Source organism: Vibrio sp. 10N.286.48.F5 (assembly GCF_041469785.1).
Classification (GTDB): Bacteria; Pseudomonadota; Gammaproteobacteria; order Enterobacterales; family Vibrionaceae; genus Vibrio; species Vibrio crassostreae_C.
On record NZ_JBFRLG010000041.1, the window covers coordinates 55,845 to 72,896 of the forward strand.

Annotated in this window: 12 protein-coding genes; 4 read left to right on the top strand and 8 right to left on the bottom strand. The window is 45.5% G+C overall.

Annotation, left to right across the window (positions count from 1 at the left end; translation table 11 throughout):
* The first annotated feature begins 230 nt into the window (after window positions 1-230).
* The 4 genes from trxB (at window position 231) to azu (ending at window position 5,577) form a co-directional block, all read left to right on the top strand.
* The gene (trxB, locus tag AB4185_RS19530; RefSeq protein ID WP_050052961.1) at window positions 231-1,190 is read left to right on the top strand and encodes a thioredoxin-disulfide reductase; all 960 of its coding nucleotides are present in this window, start codon (window positions 231-233) and stop codon (window positions 1,188-1,190) included.
* Window positions 1,191-1,351: 161 nt separating this feature from the next.
* Complete coding sequence (gene cydD / locus AB4185_RS19535; protein WP_017063579.1) at window positions 1,352-3,136, top strand: heme ABC transporter permease/ATP-binding protein CydD; 1,785 nt, start codon at window positions 1,352-1,354, stop codon at window positions 3,134-3,136.
* Window positions 3,129-4,850, top strand: coding sequence for a heme ABC transporter ATP-binding protein/permease CydC (gene cydC / locus AB4185_RS19540; RefSeq protein WP_372135808.1), 1,722 nt, complete (start codon window positions 3,129-3,131; stop codon window positions 4,848-4,850). The genes cydD and cydC overlap by 8 nt, the downstream gene beginning before the upstream one ends.
* A gap of 274 nt (window positions 4,851-5,124) precedes the next feature.
* The gene (gene azu, locus AB4185_RS19545) at window positions 5,125-5,577 is read left to right on the top strand and encodes an azurin (protein WP_372135809.1); all 453 of its coding nucleotides are present in this window, start codon (window positions 5,125-5,127) and stop codon (window positions 5,575-5,577) included.
* Between the two features lie 71 nt (window positions 5,578-5,648).
* Here azu and AB4185_RS19550 read toward each other — a convergent pair whose 3' ends face one another.
* The 8 genes from AB4185_RS19550 to AB4185_RS19585 all read right to left on the bottom strand — a co-directional run bounded on the left by AB4185_RS19550 (window position 5,649) and on the right by AB4185_RS19585 (window position 16,688).
* Complete coding sequence (locus AB4185_RS19550; protein ID WP_372135810.1) at window positions 5,649-7,532, bottom strand: methyl-accepting chemotaxis protein; 1,884 nt, start codon at window positions 7,530-7,532, stop codon at window positions 5,649-5,651.
* 323 nt (window positions 7,533-7,855) lie between these two features.
* Window positions 7,856-9,427: a BCCT family transporter gene (locus AB4185_RS19555; protein WP_017060963.1), complete on the bottom strand. Its 1,572-nt coding sequence runs from the start codon at window positions 9,425-9,427 to the stop codon at window positions 7,856-7,858.
* A gap of 271 nt (window positions 9,428-9,698) precedes the next feature.
* On the bottom strand, window positions 9,699-11,297 hold the full coding sequence (locus tag AB4185_RS19560) for a BCCT family transporter (protein ID WP_372135811.1): 1,599 nt from the start codon (window positions 11,295-11,297) through the stop codon (window positions 9,699-9,701).
* Between the two features lie 169 nt (window positions 11,298-11,466).
* Entirely contained in the window at window positions 11,467-12,105 is a 639-nt protein-coding gene (locus AB4185_RS19565) for a response regulator transcription factor (protein ID WP_017060961.1), read from the bottom strand.
* The gene (locus AB4185_RS19570; protein WP_372135812.1) at window positions 12,098-13,453 is read right to left on the bottom strand and encodes a cache domain-containing protein; all 1,356 of its coding nucleotides are present in this window, start codon (window positions 13,451-13,453) and stop codon (window positions 12,098-12,100) included. The genes AB4185_RS19565 and AB4185_RS19570 overlap by 8 nt, the downstream gene beginning before the upstream one ends.
* Before the next feature lie 104 nt (window positions 13,454-13,557).
* Complete coding sequence (locus AB4185_RS19575) at window positions 13,558-14,841, bottom strand: TRAP transporter large permease subunit (protein ID WP_372135813.1); 1,284 nt, start codon at window positions 14,839-14,841, stop codon at window positions 13,558-13,560.
* Between the two features lie 9 nt (window positions 14,842-14,850).
* The gene (locus AB4185_RS19580; RefSeq protein WP_017060958.1) at window positions 14,851-15,396 is read right to left on the bottom strand and encodes a TRAP transporter small permease subunit; all 546 of its coding nucleotides are present in this window, start codon (window positions 15,394-15,396) and stop codon (window positions 14,851-14,853) included.
* Window positions 15,397-15,593: 197 nt separating this feature from the next.
* On the bottom strand, window positions 15,594-16,688 hold the full coding sequence (locus AB4185_RS19585; protein WP_017060957.1) for a TRAP transporter substrate-binding protein: 1,095 nt from the start codon (window positions 16,686-16,688) through the stop codon (window positions 15,594-15,596).
* Between the last annotated feature and the right edge of the window lie 364 nt (window positions 16,689-17,052).

The window sequence follows — 17,052 nt, forward strand, 5'->3', positions numbered from 1 at the left end:
AGAAGGCCCTAAAAGTGAGCAATATGCATAGCTGTTTGCAAGAGCACTTTCCTTGACTTATCGCTATTGATCTAAGACACAGGATTACAAGACCATCATTTAGTTCGGTTATGTTCTAACGTATAACGATTAATTACACTTCTGCCCTTGTTTAACCTTTTATTGCCTCCATATTTTCCATACAATCCTAAGCGATTATAAATTAAAACAAATTCAATTTCGGAGTCCTCATGAGCGACGTAAAGCACTGTAATTTATTGATTCTTGGTTCTGGCCCTGCTGGCTATACAGCTGCAGTTTACGCTGCTCGTGCAAACCTAAACCCAGTACTTGTTACGGGTATGCAGCAAGGTGGTCAGCTTACAACCACAACAGAAGTGGAAAACTGGCCGGGAGATGCTGAAGGTTTAACGGGTCCAGCACTGATGGATCGCATGAAAGAGCACGCAGAGCGCTTTGAAACAGAGATCCTGTTCGACCACATTAACGAAGTAGACCTTTCAAACCGCCCTTTCCGTCTTAAAGGCGATTCTGGCGAGTACACGTGTGATGCGTTGATCATCTCAACGGGCGCATCGGCTAAGTACTTAGGTTTAGAGTCTGAAGAAGCATTCAAAGGCCGTGGCGTTTCTGCTTGTGCTACATGTGATGGTTTCTTCTATCGCAACCAGAAAGTCGCGGTTGTGGGTGGTGGTAACACGGCTGTTGAAGAAGCACTTTACCTGTCTAACATCGCGTCTGAAGTTCACCTAGTTCACCGCCGTGACACGTTCCGCGCTGAAAAGATTCTAGTGAAGCGTTTAATGGACAAAGTAGAGAACGGCAACATTGTTCTTCACACTGATCGCACGCTAGACGAGGTTCTGGGCGACGACATGGGCGTAACTGGCGTTCGTATTAAAGATACTCAGTCTGATAAGACAGAAGACATCGAAGTAATGGGCGCATTCATTGCTATCGGTCACCAACCAAACACTGAAATCTTCAAGGGCCAAGTGGATATGAAAGATGATTACATCATCGTTCAGTCAGGTCTTGAAGGTAACGCGACACAAACCAGCATCCCAGGCGTGTTCGCTGCAGGTGATGTAATGGACCACAACTACCGCCAAGCAATCACTTCTGCTGGTACAGGTTGTATGGCTGCACTGGATGCTGAACGCTTCCTAGATGGCCTTAACGATAAGTAAATCTGAGATTGCAGATTTGATTATCGGTGCTCTCGCCTCAGTAGATGCAGGGCGTCATCACATTTTGTTGTAAATCCCTAAAGCCCAGTGGTATATCCACTGGGCTTTCTTTTGTATACTAGCCGCCCTCAACAAATAATAATTATCATTAAGCCTTCATAATGGATAAGAAAAAACAACGCAGCTTGAATAAGTGGCTTAAGCAACAGAGTAAGTTAGCGAAACGCTGGCTTATGATTGCGATTAGCCTTGGCGTACTTTCAAGCGTGTTTTTAATTGCTCAAGCAGCTCTTCTCGCCTCTATTCTTCACCAGCTGATCATCGAGAATGTCGATAAATCTGAACTGGTTGGTCATTTCGCAGGCTTGGCATTATCGGTCGTTGGCCGTGCTGGCTGTACATGGGGACGTGAGATCGCAGGTTATCGCTGTGGTGAACAGATCCGTGTTTACATCAGGCAACTCATCCTTGATAAGTTACGTGAGTTAGGCCCTGCTTATATCAAAGGCAAACCTGCCGGTACGTGGGCAACCCTGTTGCTAGAACAAGTAGAAGACATGCAGGACTTCTTCTCTCGTTACTTACCTCAAATGTCTTTATCGGTAATGATTCCATTCATTATTTTGGTCGTGGTATTCCCTGTAAACTGGGCAGCTGGCCTTATCTTCTTGCTGACTGCGCCACTGGTGCCGATGTTCATGGCATTGGTTGGCATGAAAGCAGCCGATGCAAACCGTAAAAACTTCAAAGCACTGCAACGTCTTTCTGGTCACTTTTACGACCGTTTGCAGTCAATGACAACCATCCGTCTATTTGACCGCACAAACGCTGAAACAGAAGTATTGAAAGGTGCATCTGAGGTGTTCAGAACGCGCACCATGGATGTATTGAAGATCGCTTTCTTGTCGTCTGCAGTACTTGAGTTCTTCACGTCTATCTCGATTGCGATGACGGCGGTTTACTTTGGTTTCACTTACATCGGCGAGCTTAACTTCGGCCACTACGGCGTTGGCATTACGCTATTCGCAGGTTTGTTTATCCTTATCTTGGCGCCAGAGTTTTACCAACCTCTGCGTGATTTAGGTACTTTCTACCACGCGAAGCAACAAGCGGTTGGCGCAGCTGAAAGTATTGTCGAGTTCCTAGAAACCGACATCACTAAGGTTAAATCAGGCGATACTCAGCTTGATCCGGCTCAAGGCATCAATATTGAAGCTCAAGATCTCAAAGTGTTAAGCCCTGAAGGTGTTCAACTGGTTGGCCCTATCTCGTTTGCACTGAATACTCGCCAATCGACTGCGTTAGTTGGTCCAAGTGGTGCGGGTAAAACAAGTTTGATCAACGCCATTCTTGGTTTCATGCCTTATGAAGGAAGCTTGAAAATCAATGGCATTGAACTGCGTGACCTAGACTTAGCCTCTTGGCGTAAAACGATTAGTTGGGTTGGTCAAAACCCGTTGCTACTGCACGGCACAATTCGTGACAACGTTACTCTAGGTAAGCACGATATCACTGACCAAGTTGTCGAGAATGCACTTGAGCAGTCTTTTGCTAACGAATTCGTAAATGAGCACGGCTTGGATTACATGATTTCTGATCGCTCTGGCGGTCTGTCTGTGGGTCAATCTCAGCGTTTGGCTCTAGCTCGCGCAATGATTCAAGACGGTCAGTTCTGGTTGCTCGATGAACCCACTGCCAGCCTAGATACTCGTAGCGAACAGTTGGTAATGAAAGGCATCAATAGCAACATCGAAAGCCGCACTGCCTTACTTGTGACGCACCAACTTGCCCCGCTTCAATCGGTCGATAACATTCTGGTTATGCGCGATGGTGGTCTTGTTGAACAAGGTCATTACTCTCAGCTTTCGACTGCGGGTGGTTTATTCGAAGAGATGCTTAACGCGAACTTAGCTCAACAAGATAATAAGGGTAATTTAGATGCGTGATTTACTGCCTTACCTGAAACTCTATAAAAAGCATTGGTTTGGCCTATCGCTAGGCATGCTATTGGCTTTTGCTACTCTATCGGCTTCTATCGGCTTGTTAACGCTATCAGGCTGGTTTATTTCAGCTTCTGCGGTTGCTGGCCTTACGATTGCACGTGAAACCTTCAACTACATGCTACCAGGTGGTGGTGTACGTGGTTTAGCAATGAGCCGAACAGCGGGTCGTTGGGGTGAGCGTGTTGTGAGCCACAATGCGACATTCAAACTACTGACTGATCTGCGTATCTTCTTCTTTAAGAAGCTGGCTCCGCTGATCCCAGGTCGTATTTCAAACCTTCGTGATGCTGACCTACTGAACCGTTTGGTTGCTGATGTCGATGCAATGGACCACGTTTACTTGCGCTTAGTAAGCCCAGTGACGGTGGGTGTATTTGGGATCTTCTTCCTGACTCTGTTCTTGATGTGGTTTGATAGCTCACTAGGTTTAATCCTAGGTTCTATCCTTCTTATCATGCTGTTGGTTTGGCCAATCTTGTTCTACAAGCTTGGTAAACGTAATGGTGGTGAGCTAACACAGAACAAAGCGGATCTTCGTGTAACGACGCTTGATTGGATTGAAGGCTACAGCGAGCTAACTCTGTTCGGTGCTGAGGAGCGTTACCGTAATGCGATTCTAGAAACGCAACGCAAGCTGATGGCGAATCAGTTTGTGAATGCTAACCTAACCGGTATGGCTTCAGCTGCGCTAATGCTGTTCAACGGTTTAACGTTGGTTCTTATGCTTTGGCTTGCGGCTGACGGTGTGGGTGGTAATGCACCAGACCCGTTCATCGCGCTAATGGCATTCGCAACCATGGCAAGTTTTGAACTGCTGATGCCTATCGCAGGCGCGTTCCAGCATTTAGGTCAAACTCTGTCTTCTGCTCGTCGCTTGAATGAAGTTATTCTGTCAGAGCCTGAAGTTCAGTTTGCTGAAGAGAAACTCGACATCAACAAGCCGCTTGATATTACGTTCTCAAACGTGACGTTCAACTACCCTGACTCTGAGCGCAGTGTTCTGAACGCTGTTGACCTAACGATCCCTGCCACGCACAAGGTTGCGATTGTTGGTCAAACGGGTTCTGGTAAATCGACACTGATTCAGCTTCTGACTCGCTACTGGGATCCTAAAAAGGGTTACATCTCAATCGCGGGCATTGAACTGACTCAGTGGAACGAATCACAGCTTCGTGAATCAATCAGTGTGGTAAGCCAACGTGTCGACATTCTAAATGGTACTTTGCGTGACAACTTGTTGATTGCAAGACCAGAAGCGACCGATGATCACTTAGCGAATATCCTAAAAGATGTTGGTCTTGAAAAGCTGCTGGAGAATAACGCGCTTGATAGCTGGTTGGGTGACGGTGGTCGTCAACTGTCTGGTGGTGAGAAGCGCCGTATTGGTATTGCACGTGCAATCCTTCATGATGCCCCTATCCTGCTTCTTGATGAGCCAACAGAAGGCTTAGATAAGCAAACAGAGCAAAGCATCATGACGCTGTTCGAGAAACACTTCGAAGGCAAGACGGTTATCTTCATTACGCACCGTTTGATTGGTCTGGAAGCGATGGATTCTATCGTTCTGATTGAACAAGGCGAGATTGTTGAAAACGGCTCTCATGAGAAACTGTTAAGCGAAGAAGGACGTTATTTCCAACTTCGTCAGGCAATCTAGCTTCCCCTTAAGCTATCAAGAAAACTATTCAAGGCCCGAGTTTATGCTCGGGCTTTTTGTTGTCTGCGATTCTAGTCTCGAGCAACCATTCCCCCCTAAACGGTTGTTCATGCGCTGATTAGTTTTGCCCTTTCCTACAAAAACTTACCATTTACAAAGCAACGAGTTGCACACAATTCAAGTCGTAGCACATTACTATGATCATCTTTCTAGGATAATGCGTATCAATCAACCTCATGGAATAACCTCCCCCTAAAATAATGGAGAACAGTGTATGTCTTTACGATTAATCGCAACAACGATAGCGCTTGTAGGTGCTAGCTTTACCGCTCAAGCGATCTCGGAATGTGAAGTATCGATTGATGCTAGTGATCAAATGAAATTTTCAACTGACACATTAAGCGTTCCAGCGAGCTGTAAAGAAGTGAAGCTGACGCTAAACCATACTGGTTCTATGCCAGCCCAATCAATGGGTCACAACGTCGTTATAACAGACACTGCGTCGCTACAAGCAGTGGGCATCGATGGTATGTCGGCAGGTATCGACAATAACTACGTAAAACCTGACGACAGCCGCGTTTACGCCTTCACTCGTGTTATCGGTGGTGGCGAGTCAACCTCAATCACTTTCAGCACAGAGAAAATGACAGCCGGTGGCGACTACTCTTTCCTATGTTCATTCCCGGGCCACTGGGCAATCATGAAGGGCAAATTTGAGTTTAAATAACTCGTTAGTCTAGATTGTACAGATACATCAAAGCCCCAACCTAGGTCGGGGCTTTGTTATATTGGCTTCGCTTACAGCTTGAAGCGGCTGATTTCGCTTTCTAGCTCGTGAGACAGTTCAGATAACTGAGCAGCTTGCTCTGCAGCTTGGTGCGCTTCGTCTGCTAGCTCGTTAGATACGTCACGGATTCCTTCAGTGTTACGAGTAATCTCAGACGTTACTGACGCTTGCTCTTCTGCAGCAGAAGCAATCTGTGTTGCCATGTCACTGATGCGTTCAACAGCAGCATGGATTTGCGTTAGGCTTGCAGCCGCTGAGTTCGCGTCATCAACACTGGTTTCAGCAAGTGTACGGCTATCGTTCATGATGTTAACCGCTTTGCCTGTTGTACCTTGCAGCAACTCAATCGTTTGTTGAATTTCTTGCGTTGAACCGTGTGTACGTTGGCTCAGAACTCGAACTTCATCCGCTACTACTGCGAAACCACGACCTTGCTCACCGGCACGTGCTGCTTCAATAGCGGCGTTAAGTGCAAGTAGGTTCGTTTGTTCTGCAATACCTTGAATGTTAGACAAGATAGCGTTGATGCTGTTGCCGTGCTCTTCAAGCTCGAGAATCACGTTAGTTGCGATTTGAACTTCTTGAGCAAGGTTTTGGATAGAGCTTTGAGTCTGTGTTACTTGACCAGTACCGTGCTCACACGCGCCAACCGCTTCAGATGAGTTCTGTGCAGTATGGTCTGCGTTACCTGCGATCTCTTGTGTTGCTGCAGCCATTTCGTTAACGGCTGTTGCTACCATGTTGATCTCGTCTTGTTGCATTTGGATACGAGCACTACGTTCTTCAGCTTGAGAAGCCGTTTGACGCGCTTGGTTGCCCAGCGCAGCAGATACTTCGCTTAGCTTGATCACCATGGTGTGCATGTTGCCCACAAAACGGTTGAAGTTTGCTGCAAGCTGACCAATTTCGTCGTCGCTCTTAGGCTCAAGGCGTTGAGTAAGATCGCCCTCACCTGAAGCAATTTCTTCAAGTGCTGCTGAAACGCGGTTTAGGTCGCGGAATAGGAAGCTTACTAACCAAGACACAAGTACGATTACGATGAGCGTAATAATGACAGCAGTGATGATCAGCTGAGTAAGTAGCGTTGAGTGGTTCGCTTCTTCTGTTGCTTTGTCCATCTGAACCGCGAAGATCCAGTTAGTGTTAGGCACCTTCGTGAAGTAAAGCAGCTTGTCTGCGCCGCGCTCTTTGATGATCTCGATGCTACCCGTACGCACTGCGTTTTCGATGATAGGCATAGAGATATCGTTTGAAAGTTGGCTTACCGGCTTCAAGCTTAGTGCTGAATCTGGGTGTGCTAGGAATGTGCCGTCAGAGGCATCAATTAGCATTGCGTAAGCGTTGTCACCAACATCAAGGCTGATTACATCGTTAACCAACTGGTCGATCAGTACGTCTGCACCAACAACACCAACAAGTTGGCCGTTGTGGCGAACAGGTTCTGCGATCGTTACTAGAAGTGCTTTGGTGATTGCATCTTGGTAAGCCGTAGTAATGATTTGCTTACCTGCAGCGTTTGCTTCTTGGTACCAAGGACGTTGACGAGGATCGTAATCTGCACGATTACGTTCAGGATGTGAACGGTACATTCCACCTTCTGGAGTACCTAAAAAGATATCGTCAAAGCCACCCGCTACACGAGCTTGTCTAAGGAAAGGAACAACATCATCCTCTCGTGAAAAGTCATTAAATGCTGATGCGATATCAGTACGGATATCAATCCAGTTTTTAATACCTTCAGATGCTGCTTCAGATACGCTTTCAGCTCGTAGGTATACGCCATTACGAGTCTGTTCAAATAATTGGTTTGCTGACAACCAAGTCAACGCTGTAGCCATAACGACAACAGCAGATAGGCAAGCGCCTATCAACTTCTGCTTTAGTGTTAGTTTCATGTCAAAGTTTCACGAGTGGTGGGAAATCTCGCGCATACTACCCAATATCAGTATTAAATTCGAGCAATTTTATAATTTAATATCGGAATATAATTTTAAGCAAACCATAAGCTTACCTAATGTCAATTCCTTGGCTTGTCGCCAGATTTAAGGCGGCATTATCTCTACGGTTATTAGTATTTTTATCGCACTTCACATGTTAAAAAGAGACAAGAAAACACGGTAAAGAAGAAACAAAAAAGGCAGAAGAGTTTCCTCTTCTGCCTTCATATTATTTACCACTCTACTGCGTATAAATTGCAGTAGATTTCAGCTTACAAAGCCTAGCGTTTTTCTGTACGCATACCCATTAGCAAGCTCACACACATCAGTAATAGAATGATGGTGAATGGCAATGCTGTAGAGATTGCACCCGCTTGTAGAGCTTGTACTGCTTCAGTACCACCAACCCACAATAGAGCCACAGCAATCGCACCTTCTAGGAACGCCCAGAACACACGTTGAGGCACAGGCGTATCAACTTTACCACCCGCGGTGATGCTGTCGATTACTAGAGAGCCTGAGTCAGACGATGTAATGAAGAATACTAGAACCAATACAACCGCAATGATTGAAAGCAGAGTCCCGAACGGCAGTGCATCAAACATTTGGAACATTGCTAGTGATACATCTGTTAGGCCGTCTTGACCAAGAATACCAACGTTATTCACGATTTGGTCAATCGCCATGCCACCGAATACTGACATCCAAATGATAGTCACTGTAGTCGGTACAATCAGTACTGCTGTGATGAACTCACGAACCGTACGACCTTTAGAAACACGTGCGATAAACATACCTACGAATGGAGACCATGAGATCCACCAAGCCCAGTAGAATACAGTCCAACCGTGCATCCACGTTTCATCTTCACGACCGTGAGGGTTACTCAACGGAATGATGTTTTCAATGTATGCCATCAATGTCGTTGGGATAGAACCTAAAGTCACCGCGTAGCCGATTAGAGCCACTAAGATAAGCAGTAGGAAAGCCACCAACATGTTGATGTTACTGATAACTTTAACGCCACCATCAATACCACGAAGTACTGATACTACCGCCAATAAAGTCACCGCTGTAATCACAATAACTTGCAGACCTAGGCCCGCTTCAATGCCGAATACATGCTGAATACCACTTGCCGCTTGTTGTGCACCAAGACCTAACGATGTCGCCAGACCAAATAGCGTTGCAAGTACAGCAAGAATATCAACAATGTGACCTGCCCAGCCCCAAGCTCTATCACCTAAAATTGGGTAAAAGATAGAACGGATAGAAAGAGGCAATCCCTTGTTGTAAGAGAAAAACGCAAGTGACAGTGCTACTACGCCATAAATCGCCCAAGGGTGTAGACCCCAGTGATACATGGTTGCGCCCAATGCCAGTTTTGCAGCTTCTGGTGTGTTTGGTTCAACACCTAACGGAGTTTCAAACCAACCCGTGAAGTAAGCCGCTGGCTCTGCCACACTCCAGAACATCAAGCCGATACCCATACCTGCGGCAAACAGCATCGATAGCCAAGAGAAGAATGAGTAATCTGCCGTCGCATCAACACCACCAAGGCGGATTTTGCCGTACGGAGAAACAATCAAACCTAAGCAGAAAATTACGAAAATATTACCCGACCAGATGAAAAGCCAATCAAACGAATTGATAATCTGGCCTTTAACGCCATCTAGCGCAGCCTTTGCTGAAGCGGTATCTGTAATAAGAACACCGATCAGGAACAAAGCGATAAGTCCCGCACTAATACCAAATACTGGGTTATGAACATCAAAACCCCATTTTTGGACGTTATCTTGACCGACAGTGTAATCCGTACTGTCGATACTGTATTTATCTATACCTTTAGTCATTATCCCTCTCTACGGAATTCTATTAGGGTCTATTGACCTCGTATTCCTTACTTACCTGCGACTTAATTACAAACTCGAACCTACGATCCAAGTAGTACAAGCTGTTGTCACAATAATTCAAATACTTGGATGTCTGAAGTTTAGCAGGTTAACTTGTTGTTTTCAGTAAACTAGAATCGGTTCGATGGAATTTCAAACAATATTCACGTAATTACTCAAGTTTATGACGAAAAAAAGGTCGACCCTGTCGACCTTTTTATCAAAAATACTTTTAACTCAAAGCATTTTGGTGCTTAACCAATTGATTTTCAGTTCGTAAACCTAGCAATAAGCTTAGGCACATAAGCAATAATATGAAGGCAAATGGTAGCGCCATCGATACCGTTCCAGCTTGCAGTGCTTGAATAGATTCCGTACCACCAACCCATAGTAGAACCGCTGCAATCGCGCCGCCCATCAACGCCCAAAATACACGTTGTGGAACCGGTGCATCCACTTTACCGCCAGAGGTAATGCTATCGATAACCAATGAGCCTGAATCAGAAGAGGTGATAAAGAACACCATAATCAAACCAATCGATACCACTGAAAGCACAGAGCTCATTGGCAGAGCATCGTAAGTATGGAAAAGAGAAAGTGTAATATCTTGCAGACCATTCACACCAATCTCGCCCACCTTGTTCGCCACTTGATCAATCGCGATGCCACCGAAAATAGCCATCCAGATGATGATTACTGTCGTTGGGATGAACAATACAGCAACGATGAATTCACGAATCGTTCGACCTTTAGAGATACGAGCGATGAACATGCCTACGAATGGTGACCAAGACATCCACCATGCCCAGTAGAATACCGTCCAACCTTGCATCCACGTTTCGTCATCACGACCGTGAGGATTGCTTAAGGGAATGAAGTTTTCAATGTAGCCCATTAGCGCGGTTGGGATTGCTTTAATACCCGCCATGCCACCAGCGATGGTAACGAAGATAAGTAAGCCCAAAGCAACCAGCATGTTCACATTACTCAGAAGCTTTACACCACCGTTGATGCCACGAACCACGGACATTGTCGCTAAGAAAGTAACCACAGCGATAACAATCAGCTGCATGCCAATACCGCCATCGGTACCAAATACATGGTTAATACCACTTGTTGCTTGTTGAGCACCTAAGCCCAATGAAGTTGCAAGGCCAAATAGCGTTGCAAGCACAGCGACGATATCAACAATATGACCAAACCAACCCCAAGTTCTATCACCCAAGATAGGGTAGAAAATAGAGCGGATTGATAGAGGTAAACCTTTATTGAAGGTGAAGAAGGCAAGCGCTAGAGCAACAACCGCGTAAATCGCCCAACCGTGCAGACCCCAGTTGTAGATGGTTGCACCAAGAGCCAACTTCGCCGCTTCAGGAGAGTAAGCTTCAACACCTAGTGGTGTTTCATACCAGCCAGTGAAATAAGCTACTGGCTCAGCAACACCCCAGAACATTAAGCCAATACCCATTCCTGCGGCGAATAACATCGACATCCAAGATAGGTTTGAGTGCTCTGCTTTGGCATCATTGCCACCCATACGTATCTTGCCATACGGGGAGACAATGAGGGCAAAACAGAAAATTACGAAGATGTTTGCTGCCCACATGAAGAAACCATCGAAGTTACCAATGACTTTCCATTTGATTCCATCAAGCGCCGCTTTTGCGGTTTCAGGGTCTGCGACTAGAAGTGCCAACAGGAAGATAATGATCGCCCCTGCACTGATTCCAAATACTGGGTTATGAACATCAAAACCCCATTTCTGAACGTTATCTTGTCCTACTGTATAATCGGTATTTTCAATACTATACCTATCTTTTACAGGCTCCATGCTTCCTCTCTAATTTGCAGCGCACAGTTTGCAACATTGCATTCGGCGCTTAAATTTCGAAAAGAAGAATATCAACCTGTCGCAAAAATACTAAAAAAACCTCCATAAAGGAGGCGTAAATTACACATTTAGTAATTAAATTACACATTTAACGTTATTTAGCGTAAGATCAGTCCACAAGCCCGGAGCTGACCGCATATTTAGCAAGCTCTGCCGTAGAGTGAATATCGAGCTTATGCTTAATATTTTGCCTATGGGTTTCTACCGTTCGATAGCTGATATTCAGCGCCTTTGCGACCTCTTTACTGCTCTCCCCTTTTGCGACTAATTTCAGCACAGCCTCTTCACGTCTGCTCAATGGATTCTTGACAGATGGCGTGGGAGTAATCGGCTGAGTAAACAAATTCTGCGTGACTTTTTCACAGAAATAGGTCGATCCTTGATTGACCGTTTTGATTGCCTGTACCATTTTTTCAGCCGAAATCTCTTTCAACATGTAACCGACAGCACCCGACTGCATCACCTTCATGATGTATTCACGGTTGTTATGCATGGTCAGCATCAGGACCTTGGCTTCTGGGTCTTCTTCTTTAATCAGATGGGTGGCATCAATGCCATTCATGATAGGCATGCTGATATCCATCAACACCACATCAGGGCGCAGAGACTTAACGACCTCTACCGCTTCTAGTCCATTGCTGGCGGTACCTATCACGCTAATATCTGGCTCGAGTTCCAATCTCGCCATAAAGCCATCCAGTACCACTTGGTGATCATCAGCAATCACAACTCGAATAACTTCACTCATTCATTAATCCCTCTAGTGTCAGTAACACTGTAATTTCCGTTCCGAGGCCAATCTCACTCATCAATTCAAAGTCACCACCGATGAACTCCACTCGCTCTCTCATGTTACGCAGCCCGATCCCTCGTTTTTCCATCGCTTTATAGGTGTTGAAACCGACACCGTTATCTTGAATCAGTAGTTGCAACACATTACCAATTTGCTGAGCGATAACCGTTACTTCGGTCGCTTGCGCGTGTTTCTCGATATTATTCAGCGACTCTTGCACGACTCGATATAGGGTCGTCGCCGCCTCTGATTTTAACTTACCAGGTTGAGTAGCAAACATGGTCTCGACTTCTATGCCCGAGTGCGCCTGAAAATCTAACAGTAATGAAGACAATGCCGCTTCTAAGCCTATGTCATCCAATGAACTTGGACGAAGTTGATGCGAGATGTGCCTCACTTCTTCGATCGCTCGCATCAGTGAATGCTGCGACTTATTCAAATGTGCTTTAAGGTCTTCATTTTGTAGCTTATTACCGAGCAGTTCCAAATGGCAACGACTCGACACTAATAATTGGTTAATACCATCATGCAACTCACGCGCTAGATGCTTCTTCTCGTCTTCTTGGAACATCACCGTCTTATGCGCCAGCTCCTTTAAGTTGTTATCAGCAATCCGATGTTCATGCATGTTAATAGCCAAGGTCAGCACGATGATGACCGCGACCGTTACGCTCAAAATCACCACAATCGAAAAGAACGTGGTTTCAATATTCTTATTTATCGCAGCCTGCATCGAAGCCACTTCTTGGTGTACGTCTTCAATATACAAGCCGGTGCCAATCATCCAGTCCCAACGCTCTAACCAAGCGGCGTAGCTCAGCTTAGACACCACCTCACCCGTCGACGGTTTTTGCCACAAATACTGGTGAAACCCGCCTCCGGTTTGCGCTTCTCTTAACAGAGCCTCTATCAGAAAATCGCCATCTTCATCTTGCAGTTGGAGTAGGTTTTGGCCTATCAATTCTGGCTGAATTGGATGAACCAAGTTGGTCCCGAGGCGATCGTATGCGAAGAAGTACCCATCAGAGCCATATCTAAGTTTAGACAATATGGTTCGAACTTTTTTTTTGGCTTGGGCTTCTTGGATATTTGGATCGTTATAGACGTGTTCTATGGCGTCGAACGCGAGATCAACCGTGTCTTTGAGGGCGTTTTCACGCGACTTGATTAGGCTGTCTCTAAAGATCTCGACTTCTTTAGCGCCTAACGTCTTAGTCTGGTGCAGCGAGATCCAACTAATACTCGCCGTTACCAGCAGCAACGGGAGCAACGTCAGCAAAATCAGCTTGGCTTTTAGAGGCATTCCTTTCCCTCACAAAAAACGGCTTACTGAACATCAATAAGCCGTTTTACTTTAGCAATTTATAGATAGCCGTCGAAACATATCATTCACATTCTTGGCTTCACTCACATTCCATAGAAAGATGGGAAAGCGAGAAGTGATCCAAGTACGAGGATTTGAATCAGAATGAACGGCATCACACCTCGGTAGATGTCCTTAGTCGTCACGCCTTTCGGTGCTACGCCTTTTAAATAGAACAAACTAAAACCAAATGGCGGCGTTAAGAAGGAAGTTTGTAGGTTCATCGCAATAAGGATAGCGAACCATGTCATGTTGATGCCCATCAGTTCAGCAACTGGCGCAATGATCGGCACGATGATGAAACAGATCTCTACGAAGTCGATGAAGAAACCCAGAATCAGAATCACCAGCATGGTAATGATCAGGAAGCCCCATTTTTCACCTGGCAGTTGTAGCATCCACTCTTCAACCAGATAGTCGCCACCAGTGTAGGTAAACGCCATTGAGAATGCCGTTGCACCCAACAAGATAGCAAATACCATCGCCGTTACTTTCACCGTCTCTTTCGACGCCTCGTACACCATCGACCAACTAAATTGACCGTAAAGCAGTGCAAGTATCATCGCACCCGCGCCACCTAATGCGGCTGACTCTGTTGGCGTAGCAACACCTGCGAAGATAGAGCCCAGTACAACAATGATTAACGCTAGAGGCGGAAGAATCGCTTTCAGTGCATTAAACACTTCCTGCTTACGGCTGATGGAGTCATCACGTTCAATAGGTTGAGCCGCTTCAGGGTGTAGCTTTGCGTATATCAAGATATAAACGATGTACGCGCCGACCAGCATCACGCCCGGCCAAATCGCCGCTTGGAACAAGTCGCCTACAGGAACACCTAGAACATCACCCAATAGAATCAATACGATGGAGGGTGGAATGATCTGCCCTAGCGTACCAGACACACAAATAGTGCCGCAGGCTAAGCCTTTGTCGTAATTGTACTTGAGCATTACAGGTAGGGAGATAAGTCCCATAGCAACAACAGAAGCACCAACCACGCCAGTAGAAGCCGCAAGTAGTGAACCTACTAATACGGTTGAAATCGCGATACCACCACGAACGCCGCCAAACAGTCGCCCCATAGACTCAAGCAACTGCTCAGCAAGCTTGGTCTTTTGTAGAACGAGCCCCATAAAAACAAACAATGGAACGGCCATCAGAACCGTGTTTTCCATAATGGATTGAATTCGATATGGCATGAAGGCAAACATTTCAATGCCCTCAGCCCAAACACCAAAGATTAACGCGATACCACCAAAGGTAAACGCCACTGGGAAGCCAAGTAAAAGCGCAAACAAGGCTACGAAAAACATTACTATTCCAATCATGTTCAGCCTCTACTTGTTTTTTGTATGAATATTGTTTGCATGGATAAGATGCGGATTAAAAATCTTATTCAGTGAATGCAGGATCAAACCTACGCCACTGAGTGCCATCAAAAAGAATGACAGCGGGATCATAGCTTTGATGATCCAGCGATACGGCAGGCCACCGGGATCGCCTGAGGTTTCACCCAGTTCATAACTCTCTTTGGCAACATCGATACCAAACCAAGCCACCAGCAGGCAAAACGGAAGTAGAAAGATAAGCGTGCCAAGCAGGTCAATAATCGCTTGTGCTTTAAAGCTCAGTTGCTCATAGAACACGTCAACTCGAACATGGCCACCAGCCTTGATGGCATAAGGAACACCGAGTAGGAAAACGGCGGAGAAAAGGTGCCATTCCATCTCTTGGAAGGCGATAGAGACATCGTTGAAGGCATATCTCATGACAACGTCATACACGACGTTGGCGATAAGTAGAATAAACAACATACTGGAAAGCCATCCCAGTGCGTCACCGATACGATTAAACAGGCGTTCAATATAAATTAGACTTCGCATTCCCGACTCCATGGAATTTGAAAAGACATCGCGCAGCTGAGGTAACGAGCTGTAGGACGTAGAAAAGGTTCTTGAGCGTAATACAGGATTTATCCTGCTTAGTTATTATGTTTTAAATGAACCCTCGGCTTATTCACTCTTAAATACTCAATAAGAAAAGCTTCGGGTTCATTTAGATTCAGTTCAACAACTGTCGATTATTTCGCTTGGCTATTTAGATAAGCTCTATGTGAAATATCCGTCCATGAACGTACTTGCTCTAGGTAGCTTGCTTGTGAAGCTTGAATCTCTTTTGCTAGCTCATCTTTCTCAGCATGTGCAGCCAGTAGGCGATCGTTCGCTTCTTTCAGAGCAGACATAACCTCTGGTGGGAAATCTTTCACTTGTACATCTGGGTATTCTGTCTTCATTGAAACCCAGTTCTTACCACTTTCGTGCGTTGCTTGTGTGTACATGTCGTAAGCCGCAGTACGCATTGCAACACGTAAGATTTCTTGTAGGTCTTCAGGCAGCTTGTTCCATGTACGCTTGTTCACTAGGAATTGAAGCTCTGAACCCGGCTCGTGCCAACCTGTGTAGTAGTAAGGCGCGATTTTGTGGAAGCCCATTCGTAAATCCAGCGATGGACCTACCCACTCTAGTGCATCAATCGTGCGACGCTCTAGAGACGTGTAAAGTTCACCTGGGGCAATGTTCGTCGGTTTAGCACCTAGCTCAGCAAGAATCTCGCCTGCAAAGCCCGGGATTCGCATTTTCAGACCTTGTAGATCTTCAACGCTGTTGATCTCTTTTTGAAACCAACCCCCCATCTGGATATCCGTGTTACCACCAGGGAAAGACATCAAGTTATGTGGAGAGTAAACCTGCTCCATTAACTCCATACCACCACCGTGATAGAACCACGCGTATTGTTCTGCTGGCGTCATACCGAAAGGCATAGAAGTGAAGTAAAGAGTGTTTGGAACTTTACCTTTCCAGTAGTAAGAGCCTGAGTGACCCATGTCGTATTGACCAGACTTAACCATGTCAAAAACGCCAAGAGGTGCTTTGTGTTTGTTTGCTGAATCGATTCTGATTTGCAGTCGACCATTCGACATCTTCTCAGCCATCGCCGCCATGTTTTTGGTTGCATCACCGAAAACTGGGAAGTTTGGTCCCCAAGTTTCCGCAAGTTTTAAACGGTAAACCTTATCAGCGGCTGTAGCACCAGTAGCGACCAAAGCTAAACAAGCCGCAGCAGTTACTGCAACGTTTTTAAAAACTCGTGTGAGGGAGTTAGAAATGAGACTCATGTTCACGTCCTTTGTTGGGTTAACACTCTTTCTATGAGCATTTTTTATGATTCAACATAAGAGTGCACCGTGATGAGGCAACAAGATATCAGGGAGAGCACGCACGCATGGCGTTAACAAAGTTACGTATTAGACCAAAGGATTAAGTAGAACTACGTAGGAGATGATTGAATAGTGTCGATTTCAAAGGAGTTTGGATATTCACCAAGGCAATGCGTATTGATAAATACCTAAGTATTAATAATTAAATACTCTTAACAATTGATTGCCATTTCGTGATGAAGCTCTATTCATTGCTGTATTTTAGGGGAAAAAATCAAGGCTTTGCTCTCTTGATCTACCTAGCTAACGCCCTAATTTAGTG

Excerpts from the sequence above, each read along its gene's own strand:
- trxB (WP_050052961.1), top strand. The coding sequence starts at position 231 with ATGAGCGACGTAAAGCACTGTAATTTATTGATTCTTGGTTCTGGCCCT.
- cydD (WP_017063579.1), top strand. The coding sequence starts at position 1,352 with ATGGATAAGAAAAAACAACGCAGCTTGAATAAGTGGCTTAAGCAACAG.
- cydC (WP_372135808.1), top strand. The coding sequence starts at position 3,129 with ATGCGTGATTTACTGCCTTACCTGAAACTCTATAAAAAGCATTGGTTT.
- azu (WP_372135809.1), top strand. The coding sequence starts at position 5,125 with ATGTCTTTACGATTAATCGCAACAACGATAGCGCTTGTAGGTGCTAGC.
- AB4185_RS19550 (WP_372135810.1), bottom strand. The coding sequence starts at position 7,532 with ATGAAACTAACACTAAAGCAGAAGTTGATAGGCGCTTGCCTATCTGCT.
- AB4185_RS19555 (WP_017060963.1), bottom strand. The coding sequence starts at position 9,427 with ATGACTAAAGGTATAGATAAATACAGTATCGACAGTACGGATTACACT.
- AB4185_RS19560 (WP_372135811.1), bottom strand. The coding sequence starts at position 11,297 with ATGGAGCCTGTAAAAGATAGGTATAGTATTGAAAATACCGATTATACA.
- AB4185_RS19565 (WP_017060961.1), bottom strand. The coding sequence starts at position 12,105 with ATGAGTGAAGTTATTCGAGTTGTGATTGCTGATGATCACCAAGTGGTA.
- AB4185_RS19570 (WP_372135812.1), bottom strand. The coding sequence starts at position 13,453 with ATGCCTCTAAAAGCCAAGCTGATTTTGCTGACGTTGCTCCCGTTGCTG.
- AB4185_RS19575 (WP_372135813.1), bottom strand. The coding sequence starts at position 14,841 with ATGATTGGAATAGTAATGTTTTTCGTAGCCTTGTTTGCGCTTTTACTT.
- AB4185_RS19580 (WP_017060958.1), bottom strand. The coding sequence starts at position 15,396 with ATGCGAAGTCTAATTTATATTGAACGCCTGTTTAATCGTATCGGTGAC.
- AB4185_RS19585 (WP_017060957.1), bottom strand. The coding sequence starts at position 16,688 with ATGAGTCTCATTTCTAACTCCCTCACACGAGTTTTTAAAAACGTTGCA.